The sequence below is a fragment of the Tardiphaga sp. vice154 genome, assembly GCF_007018645.1.
Lineage (GTDB): Bacteria > Pseudomonadota > Alphaproteobacteria > Rhizobiales > Xanthobacteraceae > Tardiphaga.
The window spans coordinates 721155-745791 of the sequence record NZ_CP041399.1; the positions used below are offsets into that span (position 1 = coordinate 721155).

General features: G+C 64.0%; 27 protein-coding genes and 1 pseudogene. 14 read left to right on the forward strand and 14 right to left on the reverse strand.

Features of this window, described 5'->3' with window-relative positions; translation table 11 throughout:
* Window positions 1-393 precede the first annotated feature (393 nt).
* The 6 genes from FIU28_RS03365 (at window position 394) to FIU28_RS03390 (ending at window position 5413) form a co-directional block, all read left to right on the forward strand.
* Window positions 394-810, forward strand: a complete 417-nt coding sequence (locus FIU28_RS03365) for a response regulator (protein ID WP_168209927.1) — start codon at window positions 394-396, stop codon at window positions 808-810.
* Entirely contained in the window at window positions 807-1454 is a 648-nt protein-coding gene (locus tag FIU28_RS03370) for a LuxR C-terminal-related transcriptional regulator (protein WP_143571679.1), read from the forward strand. The genes FIU28_RS03365 and FIU28_RS03370 overlap by 4 nt, the downstream gene beginning before the upstream one ends.
* Window positions 1447-3354 carry a PAS domain S-box protein gene (locus tag FIU28_RS03375; RefSeq protein ID WP_246660965.1) on the forward strand — a complete coding sequence of 636 codons (1908 nt, stop codon included), beginning with the start codon at window positions 1447-1449 and terminating at the stop codon, window positions 3352-3354. Before FIU28_RS03370 ends, FIU28_RS03375 begins: the two co-directional genes overlap by 8 nt.
* Window positions 3351-4064 (forward strand): response regulator, encoded by a 714-nt coding sequence (locus FIU28_RS03380; RefSeq protein ID WP_143571681.1) that lies wholly within the window; start codon window positions 3351-3353, stop codon window positions 4062-4064. The genes FIU28_RS03375 and FIU28_RS03380 overlap by 4 nt, the downstream gene beginning before the upstream one ends.
* A gap of 129 nt (window positions 4065-4193) precedes the next feature.
* The gene (locus tag FIU28_RS03385; RefSeq protein WP_143571682.1) at window positions 4194-5102 is read left to right on the forward strand and encodes a response regulator; all 909 of its coding nucleotides are present in this window, start codon (window positions 4194-4196) and stop codon (window positions 5100-5102) included.
* A gap of 59 nt (window positions 5103-5161) precedes the next feature.
* Complete coding sequence (locus FIU28_RS03390; RefSeq protein ID WP_143571683.1) at window positions 5162-5413, forward strand: hypothetical protein; 252 nt, start codon at window positions 5162-5164, stop codon at window positions 5411-5413.
* 10 nt (window positions 5414-5423) lie between these two features.
* On the opposite strand, the gene FIU28_RS03395 is transcribed toward FIU28_RS03390, so the two are convergent.
* Complete coding sequence (locus FIU28_RS03395) at window positions 5424-6242, reverse strand: MBL fold metallo-hydrolase (RefSeq protein ID WP_143571684.1); 819 nt, start codon at window positions 6240-6242, stop codon at window positions 5424-5426.
* 197 nt (window positions 6243-6439) lie between these two features.
* Here FIU28_RS03395 and FIU28_RS03400 point away from each other — a divergent pair, with 197 nt between their 5' ends.
* Window positions 6440-7339 carry an EamA family transporter gene (locus FIU28_RS03400; RefSeq protein WP_143571685.1) on the forward strand — a complete coding sequence of 300 codons (900 nt, stop codon included), beginning with the start codon at window positions 6440-6442 and terminating at the stop codon, window positions 7337-7339.
* Here the strand turns inward: FIU28_RS03400 and FIU28_RS03405 are convergent, their stop codons facing one another.
* The 5 genes from FIU28_RS03405 to FIU28_RS03425 are packed head-to-tail and all read right to left on the reverse strand — an operon-like array spanning window position 7340 to window position 10250.
* The gene (locus FIU28_RS03405) at window positions 7340-7780 is read right to left on the reverse strand and encodes an EamA family transporter (RefSeq protein WP_143571686.1); all 441 of its coding nucleotides are present in this window, start codon (window positions 7778-7780) and stop codon (window positions 7340-7342) included.
* 3 nt (window positions 7781-7783) lie between these two features.
* Complete coding sequence (locus FIU28_RS03410) at window positions 7784-8257, reverse strand: DUF1178 family protein (RefSeq protein WP_143571687.1); 474 nt, start codon at window positions 8255-8257, stop codon at window positions 7784-7786.
* The gene (locus FIU28_RS03415; protein ID WP_143571688.1) at window positions 8254-9135 is read right to left on the reverse strand and encodes a carbon-nitrogen hydrolase family protein; all 882 of its coding nucleotides are present in this window, start codon (window positions 9133-9135) and stop codon (window positions 8254-8256) included. The genes FIU28_RS03410 and FIU28_RS03415 overlap by 4 nt, the downstream gene beginning before the upstream one ends.
* Entirely contained in the window at window positions 9132-9407 is a 276-nt protein-coding gene (gene grxC, locus FIU28_RS03420) for a glutaredoxin 3 (protein WP_143571689.1), read from the reverse strand. The genes FIU28_RS03415 and grxC overlap by 4 nt, the downstream gene beginning before the upstream one ends.
* A gap of 33 nt (window positions 9408-9440) precedes the next feature.
* Complete coding sequence (locus FIU28_RS03425) at window positions 9441-10250, reverse strand: ComF family protein (RefSeq protein WP_143571690.1); 810 nt, start codon at window positions 10248-10250, stop codon at window positions 9441-9443.
* 75 nt (window positions 10251-10325) lie between these two features.
* Here FIU28_RS03425 and FIU28_RS03430 point away from each other — a divergent pair, with 75 nt between their 5' ends.
* Window positions 10326-11171: a methyltransferase domain-containing protein gene (locus FIU28_RS03430; protein ID WP_143571691.1), complete on the forward strand. Its 846-nt coding sequence runs from the start codon at window positions 10326-10328 to the stop codon at window positions 11169-11171.
* A gap of 97 nt (window positions 11172-11268) precedes the next feature.
* Here FIU28_RS03430 and FIU28_RS03435 read toward each other — a convergent pair whose 3' ends face one another.
* The 3 genes from FIU28_RS03435 to FIU28_RS03445 form a co-directional block, all read right to left on the reverse strand.
* Window positions 11269-11667 carry a (deoxy)nucleoside triphosphate pyrophosphohydrolase gene (locus FIU28_RS03435; protein ID WP_246660849.1) on the reverse strand — a complete coding sequence of 133 codons (399 nt, stop codon included), beginning with the start codon at window positions 11665-11667 and terminating at the stop codon, window positions 11269-11271.
* The gene (gene argJ / locus FIU28_RS03440; protein WP_143571693.1) at window positions 11664-12905 is read right to left on the reverse strand and encodes a bifunctional glutamate N-acetyltransferase/amino-acid acetyltransferase ArgJ; all 1242 of its coding nucleotides are present in this window, start codon (window positions 12903-12905) and stop codon (window positions 11664-11666) included. Before argJ ends, FIU28_RS03435 begins: the two co-directional genes overlap by 4 nt.
* A gap of 93 nt (window positions 12906-12998) precedes the next feature.
* The gene (locus FIU28_RS03445) at window positions 12999-13280 is read right to left on the reverse strand and encodes a hypothetical protein (RefSeq protein ID WP_441351655.1); all 282 of its coding nucleotides are present in this window, start codon (window positions 13278-13280) and stop codon (window positions 12999-13001) included.
* 196 nt (window positions 13281-13476) lie between these two features.
* On the opposite strand from FIU28_RS03445, the gene FIU28_RS03450 reads away from it, so the two are divergent.
* Complete coding sequence (locus FIU28_RS03450; RefSeq protein ID WP_143571695.1) at window positions 13477-13959, forward strand: hypothetical protein; 483 nt, start codon at window positions 13477-13479, stop codon at window positions 13957-13959.
* A 191-nt stretch (window positions 13960-14150) separates the two neighbouring features.
* Here FIU28_RS03450 and FIU28_RS03455 read toward each other — a convergent pair whose 3' ends face one another.
* Together FIU28_RS03455 and FIU28_RS03460 are read right to left on the reverse strand one after the other, a co-directional pair.
* Complete coding sequence (locus tag FIU28_RS03455) at window positions 14151-15143, reverse strand: Bug family tripartite tricarboxylate transporter substrate binding protein (RefSeq protein ID WP_143571696.1); 993 nt, start codon at window positions 15141-15143, stop codon at window positions 14151-14153.
* Window positions 15144-15329: 186 nt separating this feature from the next.
* Window positions 15330-15698 (reverse strand): annotated as a pseudogene (locus FIU28_RS03460) (MFS transporter); the annotation flags it as partial.
* 121 nt (window positions 15699-15819) lie between these two features.
* Between FIU28_RS03460 and FIU28_RS03465 the strand changes: the two are divergent.
* Window positions 15820-16110: a HigA family addiction module antitoxin gene (locus tag FIU28_RS03465; RefSeq protein WP_246660850.1), complete on the forward strand. Its 291-nt coding sequence runs from the start codon at window positions 15820-15822 to the stop codon at window positions 16108-16110.
* A gap of 219 nt (window positions 16111-16329) precedes the next feature.
* Here the strand turns inward: FIU28_RS03465 and FIU28_RS03470 are convergent, their stop codons facing one another.
* The 3 genes from FIU28_RS03470 to FIU28_RS03480 all read right to left on the reverse strand — a co-directional run bounded on the left by FIU28_RS03470 (window position 16330) and on the right by FIU28_RS03480 (window position 20435).
* A complete protein-coding gene (locus FIU28_RS03470; RefSeq protein ID WP_143571698.1) occupies window positions 16330-17301 on the reverse strand; it encodes a TAXI family TRAP transporter solute-binding subunit in 972 nt (323 codons plus the stop codon).
* A 53-nt stretch (window positions 17302-17354) separates the two neighbouring features.
* Window positions 17355-18323 carry a TAXI family TRAP transporter solute-binding subunit gene (locus FIU28_RS03475; RefSeq protein WP_210245461.1) on the reverse strand — a complete coding sequence of 323 codons (969 nt, stop codon included), beginning with the start codon at window positions 18321-18323 and terminating at the stop codon, window positions 17355-17357.
* An 87-nt stretch (window positions 18324-18410) separates the two neighbouring features.
* Window positions 18411-20435, reverse strand: coding sequence for a TRAP transporter permease (locus FIU28_RS03480; protein ID WP_143571699.1), 2025 nt, complete (start codon window positions 20433-20435; stop codon window positions 18411-18413).
* A 200-nt stretch (window positions 20436-20635) separates the two neighbouring features.
* Here FIU28_RS03480 and FIU28_RS03485 point away from each other — a divergent pair, with 200 nt between their 5' ends.
* The 4 genes from FIU28_RS03485 (at window position 20636) to FIU28_RS03500 (ending at window position 24568) form a co-directional block, all read left to right on the forward strand.
* Window positions 20636-21580 (forward strand): TAXI family TRAP transporter solute-binding subunit, encoded by a 945-nt coding sequence (locus tag FIU28_RS03485; RefSeq protein ID WP_143571700.1) that lies wholly within the window; start codon window positions 20636-20638, stop codon window positions 21578-21580.
* A gap of 116 nt (window positions 21581-21696) precedes the next feature.
* Window positions 21697-22083 (forward strand): tetratricopeptide repeat protein, encoded by a 387-nt coding sequence (locus FIU28_RS03490; protein WP_143571701.1) that lies wholly within the window; start codon window positions 21697-21699, stop codon window positions 22081-22083.
* Between the two features lie 69 nt (window positions 22084-22152).
* Window positions 22153-24078: a propionyl-CoA synthetase gene (locus tag FIU28_RS03495; protein ID WP_143571702.1), complete on the forward strand. Its 1926-nt coding sequence runs from the start codon at window positions 22153-22155 to the stop codon at window positions 24076-24078.
* A gap of 223 nt (window positions 24079-24301) precedes the next feature.
* On the forward strand, window positions 24302-24568 hold the full coding sequence (locus tag FIU28_RS03500) for a hypothetical protein (RefSeq protein WP_143571703.1): 267 nt from the start codon (window positions 24302-24304) through the stop codon (window positions 24566-24568).
* Window positions 24569-24637: the final 69 nt, after the last annotated feature.

The window sequence follows — 24637 nt, forward strand, 5'->3', positions numbered from 1 at the left end:
CGATCGCCCGCAAAAGGTACATGAATCCGCGGCAGATCCGTACGCCGGCCTTCGCGGCCGATGATACCATTTCGCGCCCGTATTTCTACACTCCTGCAGGTTAACTCGCGGGTAGCGACAAGCGTACAAACTGTTCGTACCTTGAGAGTCCACTGGAGCTTTCCAGAGTCGCGGTAATCCAAGCAAGAAAACAAAGAAGCATCTTTAGTGCGTAGGTTTTGCGGCGCCCACGAGCGCGGTGCCGCTCAGTCAGTAGCGTATCTGCTTGATGGATAATTTCCTCGAATGATGCGCCCGAACGGGGCCTCGAAGGACTGAAAAATGAGAAGGTCGTGTGAGCTGTTGACGCCATGCGTCCGTGATGTGGTCGAACGCCCTGTCGGAATGCGCGCTTTGTTGCTGGACGACGACGCAAGTGTCTGCGCTGCGTTGCAGGCAATCCTGGCGACGCAGGGAATCGAGGTGGTGACAGCGTCACGCGCGCATGCGGGCCTTCACGCTCTCAAGCAGTCCAGTTTCGATATCGCCATCGTTGATATCTTCATCCCGGGCATGGGTGGCCTCGATGCGATTCAGATGATCAGGCAATTGCTACCTAGCATTCCGATCGTCGCGATGACCGGATTCCGGCTGCGCCCGAGCCGCAATCCAAGCATGGACTTTCTTCAACTCGCGATACAACGCGGCGCGACATATGGAATCCTCAAGCCCTTCAGCCCCAACCAGTTGAGCCATGCTATCCGCGAGAGCCTTGCCGGACATTCGCCGGTTCAGCCGACTCCTGCCCCTGAAGCGGAATACCGGACATGACGGAGTGCCAGATCGAATTGGAGCCAGATTTGCAACTGGGCAGCGAGAAGACCGCTCAAGAACTGAGCGCACCCTCCGCCAGAACCGATGATGCGCGGCGCATTGCTGCCAACGAAATTGGCGCTGCCATTTCTCACGAGATCACCGAGCCTCTCACGGCGCTGATGCTATATGTGCAGGAATTGAAGCGCAGCTTCGAGAGTGAACCTCGCGATATCCCAGCCCATGCGAACGAGATGCTGGAGAGCGCCTTGCGCGAAATCACTCGCGTTTTCACCATCATGGATCGGATCCGCGATCGCTTCGAGGGGGCTGACGACCTAGAAATGACAGTGGCGCGAGGTTGTGACGTCATCAACTGGTTAAAGCGTACCATAAGCGAAAGTGTCGCTACTGACGCCACGGTATTGCCAAGAAAACGTCTGACCGCGCGTGAGCGGGAGGTGCTGGCGCTGATCGCCGGTGGGTCGTCGAACAAGGCGGGCGCCATCACCCTTAAGATGAGTCCGCGCACGTTCGAATCCCACCGTGCCAAAATTATGCGCAAGCTCAGCGTCAGGAATACCGTGCAACTCGTCCGGGCCGCCCCGCTGGAAATCCCGGCACTGCCGCCCCTCCTGGCCGGAAAGCTCTGTGATGAATAGTCTGCGGGGCTACATCGGCGAGCGCAGCCTTGCCGAAGAGATGTTCCGACTGGCGGTCGAGGCCTGCCCCAATGGCATGATCATGGTGGACAGCGATGGCGAGATTGTCATGGCCAATTCCGAGATCGAACAACAGTTTGGCTACAAGCGCGAGGAGCTGATCGGGCAACGCGTGGATATACTGGTGCCGAGGCGGTTGCAGGCGCAGCATGCGCTGCACAGGGCCTCGTTCACGCACCGGCCCGGCGCCGGCGAGCCGGAGACGCGGAGAATGGGCGCGGGACGCGACCTGTTCGGACTGCGAAAAGATGGTACCGAGTTCCCCGTCGAAGTCGGGCTGAATCCCATCCGTGCTGGCGAGCATCTGCTGGTGCTGGGCGTGATCGTCGATATCAGCCAGCGCAAGCAGATTGAGCGCCTGAAGGAGGAGTTCGTCTCGACGGTGAGCCACGAACTGCGCACGCCGCTGACCTCAATCGCCGGTTCGCTTGGCCTGCTGGCAGGGCAATGGTCTGGCAAGCTGCCGGAATCAGCCGCGCGACTGTTGTCTATCGCCCACAAGAACAGTCAGCGCCTGGTGCGGCTGATTAACGATATCCTCGATATCGAGAAAATCGAGTCGGGCCGGGTGGTGTTCAACAGCGTCAGGGTATCGGCGAAATCCATCGTTGAGCAGGCGATCGAGGATAATCGCGGCTTCGCGCTCGGATATGGAGTAGGCATTCAACTCGATCCGGCCTCGATCGATTGCGAACTCAACGTCGATCCGGACCGGCTTTGCCAGGTCATCACCAATCTGCTGTCGAATGCCGCCAAATTCTCGCCGTCCTCCGGCGATGTCATTGTCAGCGTCCGCAGCTATGCTGCGATGGTTCGGATCGCGGTTCGCGATTACGGTAGCGGCGTTCCGGAAAGCTTCAGCCCTCATATTTTTGGCAAATTTGCGCAGGCTGACGGAACTATTTCGAAGGACAAGGGCGGTACCGGCCTCGGTCTCAGCATCGTCAAGCAGATCGTGTTGCGCCTCGGCGGCGAGGTCGGATTCATTGACGCCGCGGGCGGAGGCACCGAGTTCTGGGTCGACCTGCCGATCTGGGACGACAGCGCCGGTGGTGAAATCGATTTGCTCTACGACGCCGCGGCGCCGCGAATTCTGCTGTGCGACGACGACCGGGCGGTGGCGCGCACTGTGCGATTGCGTCTCGGTGCCGCTGGCTTTGCCGTGGATTTCGCCCACACGGTGGACATGGCGATGACGCGTTCCGCTGCGACGAAGTATGCGGTGGTGCTTGTCGATCTGCGTCTGCGCGGAGGCGACGGCATTGATCTCATTCTCCGGATGCGTGAGATTCCGAGCCATCGCAACACGCCTATCCTGGTTCTGTCGGAGGATACCGAGCACGGCCGCGGCGATGTCAGGTCGTCCCGGCTCAACGTGCTCTACTGGTTAGGCAAGCCGATCGATTTTTCGCGGCTGATCCAGTTGCTGCGGGTCCTCACTGCACCGCAAACCCGTGAACGGCCGCGCATCCTCCACTTGGATGACGATCATGACATCCTTTCCATGGTCATGCATACGCTGCACCCGATCGCCGATGTAATATCGGCGGACACGATCGAAAGTGCGCGGCACATCATCGCCACCGACCGGATCGATCTCGCCATCCTCGATACCGAACTGCGCGGGAGTAGCGGCCTCGATCTGCTGCCGGAGCTCACCGACGACCTCGGCCATTGGATTCCCGTCATTCTATTCTCGGCGTTGAGCGGCGAAATGGTTTGCGGCGATCAGGTTGATGTCGCGATTCAGATGCCGGGGACGACGCTGTCGGATCTGCTGATCTCGGTTAGCGATCGCCTCACATTGCTGCCCGCAGGCTTTCCGCTGGTGCCCGTATGACACAGATTCGCATCCTCCATGTCGACGACGAACCCGACATTCGCGAGGTGGTGGAAATCTCGCTTGGAATAGATCCTGACTTCGTTATTCGCAGTTGTGGCTCTGGGGCGGAGGCCCTGGTGTTGGCGACGGAGTGGCTGCCGGACGTCATCCTGATGGATGTGATGATGCCGGCGATGGACGGGCCCGCTACGCTGGAGCGACTGCGGGAAAATCCGGCGACGAACAGAATCCCGGTGATCTTCATGACGGCGCGCGCCCAGACCCGCGAGCTCGATCAATTCCGGGCGCTTGGTGCCATCGGCGTGGTGCCCAAGCCATTCGATCCAATGACCTTGGCAGTTACGGTGCGTGACTACATCGCGCCACCAGATGATCCGCTCAAGGAGTTGCGGGACGGGTTCTTGCTGCGGCTCGATCGTGACGCCCGGCGTTTGGTGGAGCTGCGCGACGATTTGCGCTCGGGGGATACATCCAGCGATATGATGGTAAGCCTGCGGTATCTAGCGCACAATCTGGCGGGCGCCAGCGGAATCTACGGATATATACCGATCAGCAACGCAGCGGCCGCCCTCGAGGATGCGATCATCGCCGATCAGGCCGGCACGGGCGATGCGATCGTACGTGCCATCGACGCCCTGCTGGACATTACCGAACATCAAGCCGAGCTACGTGGGCAGTTAGCGCATGCCGAAAGCAGAACCATCTAGGTATTGCTACCGAAGCGTTCCTTAGCGGGACGTTAGTTAGTCCTTGTTTTCATAGATGACGGGATTGCGGTTCGCTCGCTACTGCCAAACAAGGCACGAACGAAAATCTGCGGTCGACAGGAGGGCACTATGGCGCAATTGGTTTTGAGCACCGAAGGCGATGACGTGGTTGGAAACTCCGTGGAGCTGGACGAACTCGATTTGCCCAGTACCGCGCCGAAAATGCTGATCGCCGATGATGACCCGACCGTCGTGAGGGCGCTGGCGGATCGCTGTACCCGGATGGGTTTCGACGTCGAGACCGCGACCAATGGCATGCAGGCGATGCTCAAGGCGTCCCGGTCGAAGCCGGATATTCTCCTGGTCGACGTCAGCATGCCGGAGGTCGACGGGTTCTCGGTATGCGCCCATCTGCTGGACCCGACTCGCAAACCGCTCCATGTGGTGGTGGTGACGGGAAGTCGCGACTTCGAGGTAACCGAGCGCTGCGAAGGCTTTGGCGCGTTCTATGCCCATAAGGGTCCCACGTTCTGGCGTGAACTCGAAGGCGCGCTCGCGGAGATCTACCCGGCTCTGGCGTCGAAGATCCAGCATTGCGGGTCGCACCCCGCGGCTGCCAAGATCAGGACGCGCCCGCGCGTGCTGCTGATCGATGACGATCAGGATGTCAGGGCATTCCTGGCCAGCCGCCTCAAGAAATACGGCGTCGAGACGGTTTGCGCCAGCGATGCGACGCAGGGGTATCGCATGGCCTGCCGCGAGGATCCGACGGTCATTGTTTCCGACTACTTCATGCCAAATGGCGATGCGCAGCATCTCCTGATCCGGTTGCGCACAACACCCGCCACCTGCAACGTCCCGGTGATCGTGGTCAGCGGGCGGCATCTGGGGGAAGTGATCAAGCAGGGTCTACGCCGCGAAATCTGTGGTCGGGCCGGCGCGGCCGCCATCATGCAAAAATCGCTCGACTGTCAGGAGCTGTTCGGAATGCTGCAGAATTTCTGTGGCTTTGAGCTCGACGCCCGAAACATTTACTAAGGTTGTGGGAAAGGACTTATCCTCTGCCCGCAGCTTAGGGATCAGGCCGGGAAGGCGGTATGGGAACAAACATCACGCCCTACCAGCATATGCTGGACCATGTGACGCAGTACTTCATCAATCACGGCTCAAGCCCGGCAGATGCCGCCAGTCGCGCGATCGGCTGGATCGGCTGGACCATCCAGCGCCAGATCGACTTGCTGGCCTATATCGGCGTGGTCTTCTCGCTCGCCATCGTCGGCGCGGTGATAATTCCCATCGCGTTGACGATCAAGCCGATCAACCTCGCAGCGCCGCCGAAGGGGCACTAGATCAACGGCTTTAGACGCCGTCCAGAATAATCACCGTCGGCGCGTTGGGTAGCGCGCCGAGCGACATCCGCAGCGTTCGCTCGTTACGCTGGTCGATCGCAAAGTCCCGGCCGATCCGCTTCATGAAATCGCTGAGCGGCGTGGCGAAGCGGTGCATCGGCAGCACCACCGAGGCGCGCAGCCGTTTGGTAATCTCGGAGATGCCGTCGAGCGACATCGTGTAGCTGCCGTCGATCGGCACCATCACGATGTCGAGCCGGCCGATCTGCGCGAAATGGCTCTCGTCGAGTTTGTGGTGCAAATGGCCGAGATGGCCGATGCACAGGCCGGCGACCTCGAAGATGAAGATCGAATTGCCGTCCTTGACCATGCCGGCATTGCCGTCGTCGCTGTAATAGCGCCTTGTGTCGGTGGTGACGTTGCGGATCAGCACGTCGCCGACGCGCTGGTGGATCTGGGCTGGCTGGCCGCTGTCGGTCCAGCCGTGCAGAACGTGCTTGATCGCCGGATCGGGATACAGCGTGTAATGCGTGCTGTGGGCGCGGTTCATGGTCACGGCGTCGGGCACCCGGTCGAGCCGGTAGACGCCGTTGTAGTCGGTGGCGATGGTCACGCCACCCGGTGTGTCGATGTAGTAGGTCGAGTGACCGGCATAGGTGATCGAGACTTCCTCGGCCCGTGCGGCGGTGCGCCGCAGGCTGACGGGAATCGCGCGTGGCGGCGCGCTGGCCATCGCCAGACACTCGCTTCCGCGTCCGGCCTGTTGGGCTGCGGCCGGCGAGACCCACACTCCTAGCAGCGCAACGACAGCAAGCAGGGATCGCAACATCCGGGCGGCCTCCGATCGATGGAGGCTGTAGCCTAGCTCCAAGCGCCGGCCTTGGCCTAGCGACAATCATGGGCAGAGGCCGCGCAGAAACGCGGCACGCCGCCGCGGGGGGCATGCCGCCATGCCGCCCGCGATGTTGACCCGGGCGGCCTTGGCCGTCACGGTGCCGCGCGTTCCCTCGATCAGAAATCCATTTCATGTTCAGCACGGCCGCGCTCTGGATTCCCTTCACCATTCTCGCCGCCATAGGGCAGGTGGCACGCAATGCCATGCAGCGCTCGCTGACCGGTCCGCTCGGCACCTGGGGCGCGACCAATATCCGCTTCCTGTTCGGCTTCCCGTTCTCGATCGTGTTTTTCGGGGTGGTCATCGTCGCCACCGGCGACCGGGTTCCGTGGCCGACTCCGGCGTTCTGGCCGTGGCTGCTGCTCGGCGCGCTCAGCCAGATCCTTGCCACCGGCCTGATGCTGGCGGCGATGAACGACCGTTCCTTCGTGGTGACGACGGCGTATCTGAAGACCGAAGCGATCCAGACCGCGATCTTCGGCTTTATCTTTCTTGGCGATCACCTGACGGCGCTGAAGGTGGTCGCGATCCTGATCGCGACCGTCGGCGTGGTAGTCACGGCGCTGCGGCCCGGTGCCGTGCGCGACATCGGCAGTTGGCGCCCGACGGTGCTCGGCCTGGTCGCGGCCGCGGCGTTTGCGTTCTCGGCAGTCGGCTTTCGCGGTGCCATCCTCGCGGTGCCCGACGTGTCGTTCGTGACGGCGGCGTCCTATACGCTGGTGTGGGGCCTGTTCGTGCAGACCTTGGTGCTGACGATCTATCTGGTCATGCGTGCGCCAAAAGTGCTGCAGGATATCTTGCGGCTGTGGAAGCCGTCGCTGCTGGCCGGCTTCATGGGGGCCGCGGCCTCGCAATTCTGGTTCCTCGCCTTCGCGCTGACCGCCGCCGCCAATGTCCGCACGCTTGCGCTGGTCGAGGTGCTGTTTGCGCAAGCCGTGGCGTATTATTCGTTCAAACAGCCGCTCTCAGCGCGGGAATTGTCAGGCATTGCGCTGATCGTGGTCGGCGTGGCGCTGCTGGTGGCGGTATGATCAGGCCTTGAAGGCGATCAGCACGGCGCCTGCCGCGATCAGCGCGATCCCGAGCCAGCCGTTCAGCGATGGCCGTTCACCGAGAAACGTTATGGCGAACAGCGCGACGAACACGACGCTGAGCTTGTCGATCGGTGCGACCAGCGAGGCCGGCCCGAGTTTCAGGGCGCGAAAGTAGCACAGCCAGGACGCGCCGGTGCCGAGGCCCGACAGCACCAGAAAAATCCAGGTCCTGGTCGAGATGGGGCCCGCTCCAGTAAATTTTCCGGTAGCGAACAGGATCGCCGCAAGGCTGGTCAGGACCACGATGGTGCGGATGAAGGTGGCGAGATCGGAGTCGATGTCGGAGACGCCGATCTTGGCAAAGATCGCGGTCAGCGCCGCGAACACTGCGGACAGCAGCGCCCAGAACTGCCACGACCACGCGGTGTCAGCGCCCACTTTTTAGTTCCGATCGCCAGGGAGAACCGGCAGCGGTGACACCTCGATACCTTCATCGATCAGAGATCGTGCTTCGTCGGGGCTCGCCTCGCCGTAGATCGGGCGATGCTCGATATCGCCGTAATGCATCTTGCGCGCCTCGTCGGGGAATTTCTCGCCGACATTGTCGGCGTTCTTAGTCACGTGGTCGCGCAGTTCCTTTATCTTGGCGCGCAGTTCAGACTCTTGCGCCATCATCAGCGGAGTCGAGGCGGTGCTGACTTCATTGGACGCCGCAGGCTCAGTGGTTTCCGATGCGTCGCGGGCCTTGCCCTTCCGGCCGATCTGCGGCGCCATGATCGCCTTCTCGACCCTCACGGAACCGCAGTTCGGGCAGCTCACGAGCTTGCGCTTGACCTGGCTGTCATAGGCGCCCGAGCTCTGGAACCAGCTCTCGAAGCCGTGGCCGCGGTCGCAGCGCAGTGTGTAGCGGATCATGTCGCTTCACGAACGAGGTGCAGATAATCCGGGCCGGCCTTGGGATCGGCGACGCTGAACCGGCGGCCGTGCTGCAGCGACGGCACGCTGGCGCGCGCGGCCGTGACCTTGGCCGGGTCGATCTCGGCGAGGATGAAGCCCGGGTCGGATCCTGTGGCCTCGGCGATCACCTTGCCCCAGGGGTCGATGATCATCGAATGGCCATAGGTGGCGCGCTTGTTCTCATGCACGCCGCCTTGTGCGGCCGCAAAGACGAAGGCGCCGTTCTCGATGGCGCGGGCGCGCAGCAGCGTGTGCCAGTGCGCCTCGCCGGTCTTCTGGGTAAACGCTGAGGGCACCGCGAGGAACGACGCGCCGCTCTCGGCCAAGGCGCGGTACAGCGCCGGAAAGCGCAGGTCATAGCAGATCGTCAGGCCGATGCGGCCCCACGGCAGGTCGGAGATCACGGCGGTCTCGCCGGGCTGGTAATTGGCGCTTTCGCGATAGGTCTCGCCGTTCGGCAGGTCGATGTCGAACATGTGAATCTTGTCGTAGCTCGCCAGCACCATGCCGTCCGGCCCGATCAGGAACGAGCGGTTGGCGGCGCGGTCCGGCGTCGCCAGCACGGCGAGCGATCCGATGTGCAGATGGATCTTCAGCTCGGCGGCGAGCGCGCGATAGGCCTTCAGCGATTCGTCGTCTGCCTCGGTGCGCAAATGCTCGAATAGCGATTTGCGGTTTTCCTGCATCATGTTGCTGACTTCGGGCGTCTGCACGTAATGCGCGCCGGCCAGCGCCGCCTCGCGGATAAGATGGCGGCCCTGTTCCAGGTTCGGCCCGGCGAGCAGGCCGCTGCGCATCTGCACCATCGCGGCGGTGAAAATCTGGTTTTCGCTCATGAGGTGGCCTTTTCGCCGGCGATCATGCCGTCCAGTTTGCCCTCGCGGTCGAGCGCGTAGAGGTCGTCGCAGCCGCCGACATGCGTACCGTCGATGAAGATCTGCGGGAAGGTCGCGCCGGGCTCGGTGCGATCGAACATCTGCTGGCGGAGAGTGGGGTCGTTCGCGGTGTCGAAATGCGTAAACGCCGCCTTCTTGCGCTGCAGCAACGAGATCGCAGCGCTGCAATAGCCACAGCCGGGACGGGTATAGATTTCGATCGCGGCGGCCATGCTTGGGCGCTCCAGTTCGGGAGAAGTCCCCGATTATATGGGGGAGCGCAGGGCGTCCACAACCCGGGCGAACACCAGCACATCGACCTGCGCCGCTTTGGCGCGCAGCAGCGCACGGGCGCAGGCGTCCACGGTGGCCCCCGAGGTCAGCACGTCGTCGATCAGCACGACGCGGCGGCCCTGGATCTCGGCGCGGCTGGAGGGGGCGACCTTGAAGGCGCCCTGCACATTGGCGGCCCGCTCGGCGCGCGATAGCCCGACCTGGTGCTCGGTCGGCCGCACCCGGCGCAGCGCATCCCGCGATACCGCCACGCCGCTGTGCCGGCTGATGGTGCGGGCCAGCGCGCCGGACTGGTTGAAGCGGCGTGAAAAGCCGCGCCGCCAGTGCAGCGGCACCGGCACCAGGAGGTCGGCCTCATCCAGCAGTTCCTTACCGGCGCGGGCCATCCAGCGCCCCATCGACGGCGCGAGATCGGTGCGGTCATGGTATTTCAGCTGGTGCACCAGCGTGCGCGCGACGTCGTCATAGCGCACGGCGGCCCGCGCCCGCTGATAGGCCGGCGGATCGGCAATCGCCTGCATCGACAGGATGCCCGGTCCGGGATCGTAGACGAACGGAATCCCCAGCCGTGCGCAATAGGGTGGCGCGATGAACGACAGCTTGGCCCAGCACGCCGCGCAAACGCCCTCGCCGGCGACCGGTTCGCGGCACGCCACGCACAACGTCGGCAGCGCGATATCGAGGGCCGCGCGGGCGGCGTGGGTCCAGGCCAGATGGGCGAGCCGCAGCGCGCCGAGGAATGGCGCGGCAAGGGAATGGGAGGGGGCAGGTCCGGTGTCCATCGGCAAAGGCTAGCGCCGGCTTTTGCCGCGCTCAAGTGCGTTGCCATCGCCCCGGAGTTCGGCGTACCAACTGGCATGGCTCCGAATCCCTCCGCCCCGATCCTGTTCGACCGCGCGCTGCTGCGCGCCCGCCAGGCCCGCGCCAGAAAGCTGGGAGCTGCCACCTTCCTGCTCGACCGCGCGGCGGAGGAGATGGACGAGCGCCTCCACGCCGTGCTGCGCACCTTCACCAACGGCGCCGACGTCGCCACGCCGGGCGACGGCCTGCGGGCCGCGATCGCCGACCGCGTCGGCACACTCGCGCATGTCGCTGTGCCCGATGCCGAGGGCGACGGCCTTGGCCTTGCGCCGGAATCGCTCGATCTCGCCGTCTCCGCGCTGGGACTGCATTTCGTCAACGACCTGCCCGGCGTGATGGCGCAGCTTCGCCGCGCGCTGAAGCCGGACGGCCTGCTGATGGTGGCGATGCTCGGCGGCGATACGCTGACCGAACTGCGACAGAGTTTTGCCGCGGCGGAAGCCGAACTCGACGGCGGCCTGTCTCCGCGCGTGGCACCCTTCGCCGACCTGCGCGACCTCGGCGCGCTGCTGCAGCGCGCTGGCTTTGCGCTGCCGGTCACCGATGTCGAGCGCATCGTCGTGCGCTACGACAGCGCCTTCGCGCTGATGCAGGATCTCCGGCGGATGGGCGCCACCAATGTTCTGATGGAGCGCCGCCGCACCCCGCTGCGCCGCGCCACGCTGCTACGGATGGCCCAGTTCTACGCCGAACATTTCAGCGATCCCGACGGCCGCATCCGCGCGACCTTCGAAGTGATCTGGCTGTCCGGCTGGGCCCCGCATGAAAGCCAGCAGCAGCCGCTCAAGCCGGGCTCGGCGAAGGCCAGTCTCGCCGATGCCGTGCGGGGTTTGAAGCCGTAGCCCGGATGCTAATCCGGGGCCGGCCCGTCGACGCCGCTCCCGGATTGCATCGACACGCCGCGATGCGGCGTGTCGATTTCATCCGGGCTACAAACCGCTACAACAGATCGATCAGATGCGGGATCAGCGGGATGTCCGCGGCGGGCATCGGGTAGTCGCGCAATTTGTTGGCGCGCACCCAGGCCAGTTGCTGGCCCTCGCGCGCCACCGCGAGGCCTTCCCAGCGCCGGCAGATGTACAGCGGCATCAACAGGTGGAAGTCATCATAGGCGTGGCTGGCGAAGGTCAGCGGCGCCAGGCAGGCTTCCTGCACATTGATGCCGATCTCCTCGTGCAACTCGCGGATCAGCGCCGCCTCCGGCCGCTCATTGGGTTCGAGCTTGCCGCCGGGAAATTCCCACAGCCCGGCCAGCGCCTTGCCTTCCGGCCGCTGCGCGATCAGCACGCGGCCGTCGGCATCGACCAAGGCGCAGGCGACGACCAGAACGAGTTTCACGACCGGTAGTCGCCATTGATCGCGATGTATTCCTTGGTGAGATCGCAGGTCAGCATGCGGTCGCGGCCGGTGCCCAAGCCCAGCGCAACCTTGATCTGGATGGTCGGCTTCTTCATCGTCGCCGACACTTCCTTCTCGTCATAGGCCGGATCGCGCGCGCCCGATTTCGCCACGCGGATGCCGTTGAACGAGATCGATAGCTTGTCCCGGTCGGCGGGCTGGCCGGCCTTGCCGACCGCCATCACCACGCGGCCCCAATTGGCGTCCTCGCCGGCCACCGCGGTCTTCACCAGCGGCGAATTGGCGATCGACTGGGCGATCTTGCGCGCCGAGGCCTTGGAGGTCGCGCCCTCGACGATCACCTCGATCAGCTTGCGCGCGCCTTCGCCATCGCGCGCGACCTGCTCGGCGAGATCGGCGAGCAGCCCCTGCAGCGCCTTGACGAACGGCTTCAACTGCGGGTCTGCGGCCTTGGTGATCTTCGGCGCGCCGTTTGCCGCGGCGGCACCCGTCGCGAACATCATCAGAGAATCGGAAGTCGAGGTGTCGCCATCGACGGTGACAGCATTGAACGTATCGGTGACGCCGGCCTTCAGCAGCGCCTGCAACGCGGAAGCCGAAATCGGCGCATCGGTGAACACGAAGGCCAGCATGGTTGCCATGTCCGGCGCGATCATGCCTGAGCCCTTGGCCATGCCGTTGATGGTCACCTTGGCCTTGCCGAGCTTGACCGTGGCGGTGGCGACTTTCGGGAAGGTGTCGGTGGTCATGATCGCACGCGCGGCGTCCATCCAGCCATCCGGCGTGGCGCTGTCCGCCAGCGTCGCCAGCACGCCGTCGAACTTGCTGGCGTCGAGCGGCTCGCCGATTACACCAGTCGAGGCCAGGAACACATCGTCCGCCTTGCAGCCGACAGCTTTGGCCGCGATGTCGCCGGTCAGTTTGGTCGCGGCCCGGCCGTTCTTGCCGGTGAACGCGTTGGCGTTGCCGGAATTGACGACCAGAGCTCGGGCAGAACCGCCCTTCAATTTAGCGCGGCACCATTCCACGGGGGCCGACGGACATTTCGACGTCGTGAATACGCCGGCGGCCGTGGTGCCCTTGTCCATCACCGCCAGCAGCACATCGGTGCGGCCTTTGTAGCGAATCCCGGCCGCGGCCGTGGCCAGGCGCACGCCGGCAATGGCAGGCATCTCGGGAACAATGGTCGGGGCGAGCGGGGAGACGGGAAGGGCCATGAGCGCTTTCAGCTTGCTGGAAAAGATCAGGCGCTCTGTATCACCTCTGCGGTGTCGGCGGGAGGGGCGATCGCTGTCATGCGGCCGTCATGCTCAGCCAGGGCCGAACTTGAAGCGGCCGTCGTCTTCCAGGAACGAGCCGCTGCGCATGTAGAGCTGGCCGTTCTCGCCGATGAAGAACAGCGTGTTCTTCGGCACCTTCCGTGCGCCCTTCAGCAGGAATTTGGCGTTGCTGGTGCCCATCTTGTAAGCGAAGGTTTTGCCGTTGGCGTCGTAGCCATAGCCCATGTCCGGCGTCAGCACCCATGGCGTCGGCGGCGGCGACTGGGCAAAGGCTGGCATGGCCAGCACCGTCAGCCCTGCTGCGCAGATCATCGAAATCACTCTGGCCATGCTGCCATCTCCATGTATCGCGGGTAGCTTGAACAAATCACGAACGGTCCGCGGTGGTCAAGTTGCACGGTGCATGCGACAGGCCGGTCGCAAGTTGCGGGTTGCCGATCGTCGCGGTCCGGCTATCTTTGCGTCGGGTTTGTCGGTCTCCCATGAGGCCGGCGATGGGGACAGTTCGATGCAAGTGATCGTCAAAGGTGCGGCCGTTCTCGGTTTTCTGGCGCTGGCGCTGGCGCAGGGCGCCGCGGTGGCCGATGATTTCAAGCTCAGTAACAACCAGCGCATAACGTGCGGCCGCGGCCTCTCCGCCGGGAAGCTGTCGACCTCGACTTGCCGCTCCTACGCCTATTTGTTCAATGCCAGGACGTCGGAATATTTCCGCTGCTCGGTCAGCCTGTCGATGACCCGCGATACCAAGGAGATCATCAATACCCAAAGCGACGGCAATTGTGTCAAGAAGCCTCGCATCTTCGACACCGACGGCAACTACACATTTGACGCTACTGAGACCGAGCCGCCGAACACCAACTCCTTCTTCGGAACCGGCGGCTACGCCATCTGGGCCAGCGACATCACCACGCAGAAACTGCGCGGCTGCATCACCATCGCCTCAGGCCTGGGCTCCGATATCAGCAAGTGCGTGGATATGAAATTCGAGTGAGGTGGCCTGCCGCAACACTCCGTGTCGTCGCCGCGAACGCGGGGACCCATACACGCTGTAGACATAGCTTGAACGCGGTCGTGGTGGCTACGGTGATCCAACCTCAATGACCGAGGCTATGGGTCCCCGCTCCGCGCACGCCTTCGGCGTGCTAGGCGGGGACGACATGTGAAGCTGCCATAGCGATCAGACTACTCCGGCTTGATGCCGGCGAACTGCGCGACCTTGCCCCACTTCTCGATTTCCGAGACCACGAAGGCCTGCATCGCTTCCGGCGAACCGCCTGCGGGCTCGGCGCCGAGTTTGCGCAAGCGTGCGGTGCCGTCCTCGGATTTGATGAACTTTTCGATGCTGGCGTTCAGCTTGGTGATCATGTCCTTCGAGGTCTTCGCCGGCGCCGCGACGGTGAACCATGACGCCGCCTCGTAACCGGGGACGCCGGCCTCGGCGATGGTCGGGATCTCCGGCATCAGCGGCCAACGCGTCGCGGTCGATACCGCGATGGCGCGAATCGAATTCGACTCCGCGAAAGGCTGCGCCGCCGGCAGGTTGTCGATCATCAGGTGAACACGGCCTGCGATCAGGTCGGTCAGCGCGGGCGCGCTGCCCTTGTAGGGAACATGCACGATGTTGACGCCGGTCATCGACTTGAACAGTTCGGTGGAGACATGGGCAGTCGAGCCGAGGCCGGGGGTGCCATAAAAGAACTCGCCGGGCTTCGATTTCGCCAGCGCGATGAATTCAGCGACGTTCTTCACCGGCAGCGAGTTGGTCACCGAGAACAGGTTGGGAACCTTGGCGATGATGATCACCGGCGCCAGGTCCTTGATCGGATCATAGGCCATCGCCTTGAACACGAACTTGTTGATCGCATGGGTACCAGGCGTGCCGACCAGGAAGGTGTAGCCATCGGGCTCCGCCTTGGCGACGAAGTCGGCGGCGATGTTGCCGCCGGCGCCGGGCTTGTTCTCGACGATGAACTGCTGGCCGAATTCCTCGGAAATCTTGGCGGCGACGACGCGCGCCAGGATATCGGTGGTGCCGCCGGCCGCGAACGGCACGATGAATTTCACCGGCCGCGTCGGCCAGGCATCGGCGGCGCGGGCGTGTCGCGACAGCAGCGGCAGGCCGAGCGCGGCGGCGCCACCGAGGATCAGCGAGCGGCGGGACGGGGAAATGGACATGATATTCTCCACTGACGGCGCCAGGCAGCGCGGGTAGCGGTCATTCGACCGAAAGCTGGCGGGTTGTCGCCCGGATTGCCGCCCGGCACCAGTGGCCAAACGGCTAAAAAGTCCTGGTCTCTGGCATCATGGTAAGGAAAAGTACAAGCCCCAGGCCGGCGATCCCGGCCAGCACCAGAAACGCCGCAGCGTGATTGCGGACAGTGCCGGCACGTACACCGCGGCGGCGACACCGGTCAGCGCCTGCGCGGTGGCGACGAACAGGAAGCCGGGATACAGCGGCAGCACGATCGAGCCGAGCGTGACGGCGACGGCGGCAAGGATGAGCGCGGCGCGCTTCGCGGTGGTCCTGTCGATAAAGGCTCCGGCCGGCGTCTGAGCCACGATGCCGGCCACCGCCGCCACCGACATCACCACGCCGATCGAGGCCTCGTCCCATTTCTGCTCGGTGAGAAGATAGATCGCCAGATAGGGCCCAAGCCCGCCCCGCACATCGGCCAGAAAGAAATTCAGCGCATCGAGAGGGCGCTTGATCGTGTCAGCTTCGGTACGCACCGGCTATCCTTCCGGCACGTCGGTGCCGGCGATCCAACTACGCTTGAGGCCGGGGGTTCCTCGTCGGGCAGAATGGCGACGCCTACGATGTCGAAATTACCGACTATCACTAGGAGAGAGCATGAGCATCGCACGGGAAAAAATCCAAATGCACCGCCTGCCGAGCACCCCGGGCGAGATGCTGCTTCATGAATTCATGCTTCCCAATGAAATGTCGGCACGCGCCCTCGCGCGGGATCTGGGAGTTCCTCCAAACCGCATTACCGGCATCATCAACGGCAAGCGCGCTATGACGGCAGACACGGCCGCCTTGTTCGAGAAGCGTCTTGGCATGCCCGGAGAATTCTGGATGAACCTGCAATCGAATTATGATTTTGCCGTTGCGAGACAGCGGAACGCCAAGGCGGCTTGATCGGTCGCCGCGCCATCATTCGACTTGGGCGTCGCAACAACCTCTGTGTCGTCCCCGCGAAAGCACGGACCCACAGCCTCCGTCCGTTAAAACAGAAACGCCGCGGCTTCCCGGTTTCAACCGAGAGGCCGCGGCGTATGGGTCGGCGCGTTCGCGGGACGACTCGTGGAGCGCGAGAAGGACGCTGCGAATGTTGAGGTCGCAGCTAAAGGCTTCGCATCAGCCGCCGATGCCCTTTTCCTTGAAGTATTTCAGCGCGCCCGGGTGGAACGGGATCGGGGAGCGTTCCTGGATCTGGTTGGTCAATGAGAAGCTCTCGGCCTCTTTGTGAACGGCGACGAGGTCGGCCTTCTTCTCGACCAGCGTCTTGACGATGTTGTAGGCGTCGTCGTTGCTCATCTTGTCGCCGGTGACGATGATGTTCCAGACTTCGGTGTTGGCATTGTCCTTGTCCATGCCGGGATAGATGCTCTTTGCGATGTTGGACGGCGAATACAGCTTGCCGTATTTGGCGTTCATTTTCTCGACGAGATCGCTGTGATCGATCAGCTTGATCTTCATGCCGGGCGTGGCGGCGAGGTCGGTCACCGCCGCGGTCGGCACGCCGCCGACCCACATGAAGGCGTCGATCTTGCGGTCCTTGATGGCGTTGACGGATTCGGCGACGCCGAGCCGCTCGCGCTTCATGTCCTTGTCCTTGTCGAGGCCGGCCGCCTCCAGCACACGAAACGCCATCACCTCGGTGGCGCTGCCCGGCGATCCCGTCGAGACGCGCTTGCCCTTGAGGTCGGACATCTTCTCGATGCCGGCGCCTTCCACCGTCACCACATGCATGCGATTCGGATATACCACCAGCAGCGTTTGCAGCGGCACCTTGGCCTTGAACTTGTCCTGGCCGTTGAAGGCGTCGAGGGCGGCGTCCGCCATGCTGAAGCCGAGTTCGCTCTGGCCGGACGCGATCAGCTTGAGGTTATCGACCGAGCCGCCGGTGACTTCGGCGGTCGCCTGGGTGTTGGGCAGTGCCTTCGACAGCACGTTGGCGATCGCGCCGCCGAGCGGGTAATACACGCCGCCGGTGCCGCCGGTGCCGATCGCCATGGTCTTCTGCTGGGCAGTGGCGCCGCCGGCAATGAGCAGGCCGGCGGCGACCGTCAGCGCGATCGCGGTCTTCTGGTGCAGTTTCTTGAGCATCGGTCTCGTCTCCTGTGGTCGGATGAAATGGGATAGCGGAAATGGGATCGGGCCTAGGGGCGGGCCCCGGCCTCCTTCAGATATTTCAACGTGCCGGGATGGTAGGGCGCCGGCGACTCCGCCGTGGTCTGGGTGGCCAGGTTGATGTTCTGGGCCTCCTTGTGAACGCCCACGAGTTCGGCCTTGTTCTCGAAGATCGCCCTGGTGATGGCATAGGCGCTCTCGTCGGACATCTTGTCGGTCGCCATCACCTGGTTCCAGGCGGCGAAGCCCTTGCTGTCCGTGGTTTGGCCGGGATAGCTGCCGGCCTTGATGACGCTCGGCGCGAAGATCTGGCCGTATTTCTTTACGATCGGTTCGAGCAAGTGATCGATATCGATCAGCTTGATGGTGACGCCTGGCGTTGCGGCGAGGTCGGTGACCGCGGCGGTCGGCACGCCGCCGCCCCAGAAGAAGGCATCGATCTTGCGGTCCTTCAGCGCGCTGCCGGATTCGGCGACGGACAGTCGCTCGCGCTTGACGTCGCGGTCCTTGTCGAGGCCGGCGGCTTCCAGCAGCCGAAAGGTCTGCGACTCCGTGGCACTGCCCGGCGCACCGCTGGAGATGCGCTTGCCCTTGAGGTCGCTGAATTTCTCGATGCCGGTGCCGGCGATGGTGACGACATGCACCGGGCTGGAATAGATCGCGACGATGGTGCGCAGCGGCACCGGCTTCTTGAACTTGGCCTCGCCCTTCACCGCGTCGGCCGCGACGTCGCCGGTCATGAAACCGAGATCGGCCTGGCCGCTCTCCAGCAGCTTGATGTTGTCGACGCTGCCGCCGGTCACTTCCGCTGTGGCCTGGGTGTGATCCAGTTTCTTCGACAGCATGTTGGCGAGGCCGCCGCCGAGCGGATAGAAGATGCCGCCGGTGCCGCCGGTCGCAATCGCGATGGTTTTTTCCGGGGTCTTGTCTTGCGCCATGGCGCCGCCGGCCGCGCAAGCGATGCCGAGCAAGGCCATGCCGAAGGTGGTCCACTTCACGATGCGTACTCCCAGTGTCCGGCGCCGCTTATCTGCGGCGTCCGATCGTTCTCTCGTCACGCGCCGACCGGATCGGCATCCGGCCAGCTAGGCCGGTATCGGCCGTGGCGCGGTCTTGTACTGCCACATCAGCACGCCCAGGCCGATCAGCAGGCCCGGAACGAACGTGTAGCTGATGTCACGCCCGGTGATTGATTCGAGGATCGCCTCGATCAGGCTCGGGAAAACCAGCAACAGACCGGATAGCAGAAGCAGGCCGCGTTCGAGCGGGGTGGTTTGTCGCAGTGCCCAGTTTTGCGCAACGGCGGCCAGCGCCACCAGGCCCAGCGTCGTCTTGAAGGTGATCTCGATAATATCCACCCACGAGCCGCCCTTCGGGATCGCCAGCAGCAGGCCGACACCCTGCGGGTCGAGCACGAACACGAACGGCACCAGGAACGCCGGCAACGTATATTTCCAGGATTGCAGCGTGGTCTTGTAGGGGCTGCCGCCGGTGATAGCCGCAGCCGCGAACGGCGACAGCGCCGTCGGTGGCGACACTTCGGAAAGCACCGCATAGTAGAAGATGAACATGTGCGCGGCATAGTCGGGAACGCCGAGCTTGATCAGCGCGGGTGCGGCGATCACCGCGCAGATGATGTAGGAGGCGGTGACCGGCACCGCGAGGCCGATCACCCAGACGATCAGCGCGGTGTAGATCGCGGTCAAGAGCAGGCTGCCGCCGGCATAGGCGATCACGATCGAGGAGAATTTTAGTCCCAGCCCGGTCAGCGTGACGACGCCGACCACGATGCCGGCGCAGGCGCAGGTGGTGGCGGCGTTCAGCGCGCCGATTGAGCCGTCGCCCAGCGCCCGCACCAGCTTCCGCGGCACCAGCGCGGTTTCCTTGCGCAGGAAGCTGAGCGCGAAGGTCACGGCGGTGGCGTAGAACACCGACAGCGACGGCGAATAGCCGATCACCATGAAGATCACGACGGCGATCAGCGAGATGAAATGGAAGCCGTAGCGCTTCGTCATCTGCCAGATGCTCATCTCCGGCTTGAAGTGCACGTCGTGCGAGCCGAAGCGCTTGGCGTCGATCTCGACCATCAAGAGCAGCGACAAATAGTACAGGCAGGTCGGAATGGTAGCCATCCAGATCACGTCGAGATAGCTGATCTTGAGAAATTCCGCGATCAGGAAGGCCGCGGCGCCCAGCACAGGCGGCGACAGGATGGCGCCAAGCCCGCCCGCGGCGAGCAGTCCGCCAGCGGCGTTCTTCTCGAAGCCGGCTTTCGCCAGCATCGGATAGGCCACGGTGCCGATCATCACCGTGGTGGCGACGCCGGAGCCGGAGGGGCCGCCGAGCAGGAACGACGACAGCACCACGGTGCGGCCGGCGGCATTCGGCTTGCCGCCCATCATGGCCAGCGAGAAGTCGATGAAGAACTTGCCGGCTCCGGATTGCGCCAGCAGCGAGCCGTAGATCGTGAACAGAATGATCAGCGTCGCCGAGACGTCGACCGCAACGCCGAAGATGCCCTCCAGCGTGATGAACAGATGGCCGACCAGCCGTGGCAGGTCGTAGCCGCGATGCGTCCATGGCGCCGGCAGATGCGGCCCGAGCATCGCGTACGCGATGAAGAACAGCGACACCACCGGCATGATCAGTCCGGTGGTGCGGCGGGTGGCTTCCAGCAGCAGCACGATGAAGGTGATGCCCACCAGCACGTCGAGATGGTCCGGCATGGTGGCGCGATCGGTGAAATCGTCGCCGCCCCACAGCGCATAGGCGATGGTGCCGACGGCCACGATGCCGGGCACGATGTCCCACCAGCGCACCCGGTTGCGGAATCGCGTCGCCAGCGGAAATAGCAGGAAGCTCAGCACCAGCGTGAAGGCGACGTGGACGTAGCGCAGTTCCTGGGTCGGTACGATCGCATAGGCGGCATAGAGGTGGAACAGGCTCATCACCACGGCGATGCCGGTCGATATCGTCCCGGCCCAGCCGAGCAGCCGGTTGGTCGCGCCTTCGTCCGCCTCGATATAGGCTTCCGCCTTGAGCAGCGCCTCGTTGGAGACGACGACGGTTTCGTCGGCCTCGACTGTCGCGCGGGTTTTGTCGTCCGTCATATTCCCCCCGGGGAAATTTCGCCGGCTTTGCCGGCTGTTGTTTTTGCAGCGCCGGCATTGACGCCGTTTTGTCGCAGGGTTGCAAGGGGTGGGCCGTGAAACTTTGGTCGCGAGCAGCGCGGTTCCGCCGCTTCTCGGTCGCTTGACCGGCGCGGCGGCCACGTCCACGTTCCCGGCGGATTCGATCGGGAGTGCGGCTCATGAAGATGCGGTGGATCGCGGCAGCGATGGCGTTGGCAGTGATCCTGGGCCTGTCGGCGGCGGAGGCTCGGCAGCCGATCATCGTGCTGACCGGCGGCGCGTCCGGCGTGTACTACCCGCTCGGCGTCACCATCGCCAAGATATTCGCCGACATCCCCGACAGCCGGGTCGAGGTCCAGACCACCGACGGGTCTGTGGAGAACCTGATGCGGCTGCAGCAGGGCACCGGTCAGATCGCCTTCGCGCTCGGCGACGCGCTGCAGGACGCCTGGAAGGGCCGAACGGAAGCCGGCTTCGATGGCAAGCTCGACGGCCTGCGTGTGATCGGCGCGCTGTATCCGAGCTTCATCCAGATCGTCGCCACCAAGGCCAGCGGAATTCGCACGCTGCCGGATCTCCAGGGCAAAAGCCTGTCGGTCGGCCCCGAGAAATCCGGCACCGAATTGAATGCACGCGTAATTCTTGCGGCCGTCGGGTTGAAGGAGAGCCGCCTCGGACGGATCGAGCACAGGTCGTTCGGCGATTCCGCGCAGGCGATGGCGCAGAACAAGCTCGATGCCACGCTGCAATCCGCCGGCCTTGGCGTCACCGCGCTGAAGGAATTGAGCGACAACAACGACATCGTTTTCATCGCCGTGCCGAAACCGGTAGTGGTGAAAATGGGCGCCCCGTTCAGGCCCGGGGTCATCCCCGCCAACTCCTATCGCGGCCAGGATCAAGCATTGCCGACCGCACAAGTGATGAACTATCTCGTCACCAGCGCGGCGGTGTCGGACGACCTGGCCTACCGGATGACGAAGCTGGTATTCGACTCGCTGCCGGAACTCGCCGTCGCCCATATGGTCGGCAGCGACATCCGGCGCGAGACGGCCGCGAAGCCCGGCCCGGTGCCACTGCACCCCGGCGCGATCCGTTACTACAGGGAAAAGGGGTTGCTGAAATAATGCAGCGTCGCGGGAAATTTGCCTTCATCCTGGCATCGTGCTCCGTGTTGTCGGTCGTCGCATTCGCCGCGCCGTCCGGGCTGCCCGCCGATCCCGCTGTCGATTCCGCGCCTTGCGTGGCCGCGATCGCCTCCGGGATCGACGATTCCGTGATCTCTGTCTGTGATGCGTTGATCGACAACGACAAAACCCAACGCGCCGATCGCCTGAAGGCGTTGCTGGCGCGGGGCGCGGCCTATCAGCGCCGCAGCGACATCGACCGCGCCATTGCCGATTTTGATGTGGCGCTGCGGCTCGATCCGAAGCTTGCCGACGTCTTCAACACCCGCGGCGAGTTGCATCGCAGCCGGGCGGACCGGCCACGCGCGCTCGCCGATTTCGGCGCTGCGCTGAAGATCGACCCGCAGCACGCCGCGGCGCGGGCCAATTTCAAGGCGCTGGCGCTGGAGTTGGAAAAGATCGGTGCCGATATGGCAATCAAAGGTCGACAAAACCGCCCTTGAAATAATGCTTCATCGGGTAACAATGCCGGCCGTGCCTCCGGCGTAACGACCGGGGCCGGGAGATACGTCATGACCATTCACGACCAGAGCCGCTACGCGGAGACCCACGCCCGTTCGATCGCCGACCCCGAGGGGTTCTGGGGCGAGGCGGCGCGCGAGATCGACTGGATCGAGCCAGCGCGAAAGATATTCGATCCCTCGATGGGCCTGTATGGCCGCTGGTTCGCCGGCGCCGTCGTCAACACCTGCTACAATGCGCTCGACCGCCACGTCGCGGGCGGCCGTGCCGACCAGGTCGCGTTGATCCACGATTCGCCACTGGCCGATCCTACCGGACCAACCACCATCACCCGATACACCTACGCCGAAATGCTGCACGAGGTCGAGGCGCTCGGCGCCATCATGCAGGATTTCGGCGTCGCCAAGGGCGACCGTGTCATTCTGTATATGCCGATGGTGCCGGAGGCGATGATCGCTATGCTGGCCTGCGCGCGGATCGGCGCGGTGCATTCGGTGGTGTTCGGCGGCTTTGCCTCAAAAGAACTCGCCACCCGTATCGAGGACGCCCAGCCGAAGCTGATCTTCTCCGCCAGCTGCGGCCTCGAGCCCGGCCGCCTCGTACAGTACAAACCGTTGCTCGACGAGGCGATCGCGCTGTCCAGCGTCAAGCCGGCCGCCTGCATCATCCTGCAGCGGCCGCAGCACGCCTGCGATCTCATAGCGGGGCGCGATCACGACTGGGCGGAGCTACGCAGCCAGGCGATCGCGGCGAAGAAATCCGCTCCTTGCGTGCCGGTGCTGGCGACCGATCCGCTCTATATCCTCTATACCTCGGGCACCACCGGCAAGCCTAAGGGCGTGGTGCGCGACAATGGCGGCCATCTCGTCGCGCTGAAATGGTCGATGTGGAATCTCTACGGCGTGAAGCCCGGCGAGGTCTGGTGGTGCGGCTCCGACATCGGCTGGGTGGTCGGCCACAGCTACATCATCTACGGCCCGCTGCTGCACGGGGCGACCTCGGTCATGTATGAGGGCAAGCCGGTCGGCACCCCGGACGCAGGCGCGTTCTGGCGGGTGATTGCCGAGCACAAGGCGGTCGCCTTCTTCACTGCGCCGACCGCCTTCCGCGCGATCCGTAAGGAAGACCCCGACGGCACCTTCATCCGCAAATACGATCTGTCGCATCTGCGCACCCTGTTCCTGGCCGGCGAGCGCGCCGATCCGCCGACGGTAGAGTGGGCCGAGCAGCAGTTGCAGAAGCCGGTGATCGATCACTGGTGGCAGACCGAGACCGGCTGGTGCATTGCCGGCAATCCGGTCGGCCTCGGCCTGCTGCCGGTCAAGCACGGCTCGCCGACCGTGCCGATGCCCGGCTACAAGGTGGAAGTGGTCGACGAGGCGGCCAAGCCCTTGCCCGCGGGCACGATGGGATCTCTGGTAATCAAGCTGCCGATGCCGCCGGGCTGCCTGCCGACACTCTGGGAGCAGGACGAGCGCTGCAAAGAAGCCTATTTCAACGAATTCCCCGGCTATTACAAAACCTCCGACGCGGGCTATCTCGACGCCGACGGCTATGTCTTCGTGATGGGTCGCACCGACGACATCATCAATGTCGCCGGTCACCGGCTGTCGACCGGCGGCATGGAGGAGATTCTCGCCAGCCACCCCGACGTCGCCGAATGCGCCGTGCTGGGCATCCGCGACGCCATCAAGGGCGAGGCGCCGTGCGGCTTCCTGGTGCTCAAGGCCGGGGTGACCAAGAGCCATGCCGAGATCGAGAAGGAAGTGGTGGCGCTGGTGCGCCAGAAGCTCGGGCCGGTGGCGGCGTTCAAGCTGGCGATCACCGTCGGCCGGCTGCCGAAGACGCGGTCGGGAAAAATTCTTCGCGGCACCATCAAGAAGATCGCTGACGGCGATGCCTGGGCGATGCCGGCGACGATCGAAGACGCCCGCGTGCTCGACGAGATCGGCGACGCGCTGAAGGGCAGGGTTTGATTGTCATTCCGGGGCGAGAGCGCGTCAGCGCGATCGAACCCGGAATCCCGAAATGTTCAGCGCAAAACATCGGGATTCCCCGCCACTCCAGTTGGAGTGGCTGAGGCCTGCGCCAACCGGCTTCGCCGTCTGTCGCATCCCGGAATGACAGCCAAGGCCCCCCTTACAATCCCCGCATTTCGCGCTAAACACGGCGCTAATCTCTCGCCTCCAGGATTTCCGCATGCGCCCGACCAGAACCCATCTCATCGCGCTGACGCTGGCCGCTCTGGCGCTGGCGTCCTGCGCGCGGCGCAGCGACGTGCCGGTGTCGAGCCTCGGCGAGGATGACGACGCGATCTGCCGCGCCAACGGCGTAGTCGTCGGCTCGGCCGACTATGCCGCATGCCGCAAGAACCGCGATGTTCAGCGCAGCAATTCGATTCAGCGGGCCGATCGCGCCCAGCGCAATCTCGGCGAATACATGCTGAACAATCCCGGCAGGCCCTGAGCCGCTTGTGCCCACGGCCGCTGTGACTTCAAGGCAACGGTCGTCGTGCAACCGCCGCGTGTCCTCGAA

Excerpts from the sequence above, each read along its gene's own strand:
- FIU28_RS03370 (WP_143571679.1), top strand. The coding sequence starts at position 807 with ATGACGGAGTGCCAGATCGAATTGGAGCCAGATTTGCAACTGGGCAGC.
- FIU28_RS03375 (WP_246660965.1), top strand. The coding sequence starts at position 1,447 with ATGAATAGTCTGCGGGGCTACATCGGCGAGCGCAGCCTTGCCGAAGAG.
- FIU28_RS03380 (WP_143571681.1), top strand. The coding sequence starts at position 3,351 with ATGACACAGATTCGCATCCTCCATGTCGACGACGAACCCGACATTCGC.
- FIU28_RS03385 (WP_143571682.1), top strand. The coding sequence starts at position 4,194 with ATGGCGCAATTGGTTTTGAGCACCGAAGGCGATGACGTGGTTGGAAAC.
- FIU28_RS03390 (WP_143571683.1), top strand. The coding sequence starts at position 5,162 with ATGGGAACAAACATCACGCCCTACCAGCATATGCTGGACCATGTGACG.
- FIU28_RS03395 (WP_143571684.1), bottom strand. The coding sequence starts at position 6,242 with ATGTTGCGATCCCTGCTTGCTGTCGTTGCGCTGCTAGGAGTGTGGGTC.
- FIU28_RS03400 (WP_143571685.1), top strand. The coding sequence starts at position 6,440 with ATGTTCAGCACGGCCGCGCTCTGGATTCCCTTCACCATTCTCGCCGCC.
- FIU28_RS03410 (WP_143571687.1), bottom strand. The coding sequence starts at position 8,257 with ATGATCCGCTACACACTGCGCTGCGACCGCGGCCACGGCTTCGAGAGC.
- FIU28_RS03415 (WP_143571688.1), bottom strand. The coding sequence starts at position 9,135 with ATGAGCGAAAACCAGATTTTCACCGCCGCGATGGTGCAGATGCGCAGC.
- grxC (WP_143571689.1), bottom strand. The coding sequence starts at position 9,407 with ATGGCCGCCGCGATCGAAATCTATACCCGTCCCGGCTGTGGCTATTGC.
- FIU28_RS03425 (WP_143571690.1), bottom strand. The coding sequence starts at position 10,250 with ATGGACACCGGACCTGCCCCCTCCCATTCCCTTGCCGCGCCATTCCTC.
- FIU28_RS03430 (WP_143571691.1), top strand. The coding sequence starts at position 10,326 with ATGGCTCCGAATCCCTCCGCCCCGATCCTGTTCGACCGCGCGCTGCTG.
- argJ (WP_143571693.1), bottom strand. The coding sequence starts at position 12,905 with ATGGCCCTTCCCGTCTCCCCGCTCGCCCCGACCATTGTTCCCGAGATG.
- FIU28_RS03445 (WP_441351655.1), bottom strand. The coding sequence starts at position 13,280 with ATGATCTGCGCAGCAGGGCTGACGGTGCTGGCCATGCCAGCCTTTGCC.
- FIU28_RS03450 (WP_143571695.1), top strand. The coding sequence starts at position 13,477 with ATGCAAGTGATCGTCAAAGGTGCGGCCGTTCTCGGTTTTCTGGCGCTG.
- FIU28_RS03455 (WP_143571696.1), bottom strand. The coding sequence starts at position 15,143 with ATGTCCATTTCCCCGTCCCGCCGCTCGCTGATCCTCGGTGGCGCCGCC.
- FIU28_RS03465 (WP_246660850.1), top strand. The coding sequence starts at position 15,820 with ATGAGCATCGCACGGGAAAAAATCCAAATGCACCGCCTGCCGAGCACC.
- FIU28_RS03470 (WP_143571698.1), bottom strand. The coding sequence starts at position 17,301 with ATGCTCAAGAAACTGCACCAGAAGACCGCGATCGCGCTGACGGTCGCC.
- FIU28_RS03480 (WP_143571699.1), bottom strand. The coding sequence starts at position 20,435 with ATGACGGACGACAAAACCCGCGCGACAGTCGAGGCCGACGAAACCGTC.
- FIU28_RS03485 (WP_143571700.1), top strand. The coding sequence starts at position 20,636 with ATGAAGATGCGGTGGATCGCGGCAGCGATGGCGTTGGCAGTGATCCTG.
- FIU28_RS03495 (WP_143571702.1), top strand. The coding sequence starts at position 22,153 with ATGACCATTCACGACCAGAGCCGCTACGCGGAGACCCACGCCCGTTCG.
- FIU28_RS03500 (WP_143571703.1), top strand. The coding sequence starts at position 24,302 with ATGCGCCCGACCAGAACCCATCTCATCGCGCTGACGCTGGCCGCTCTG.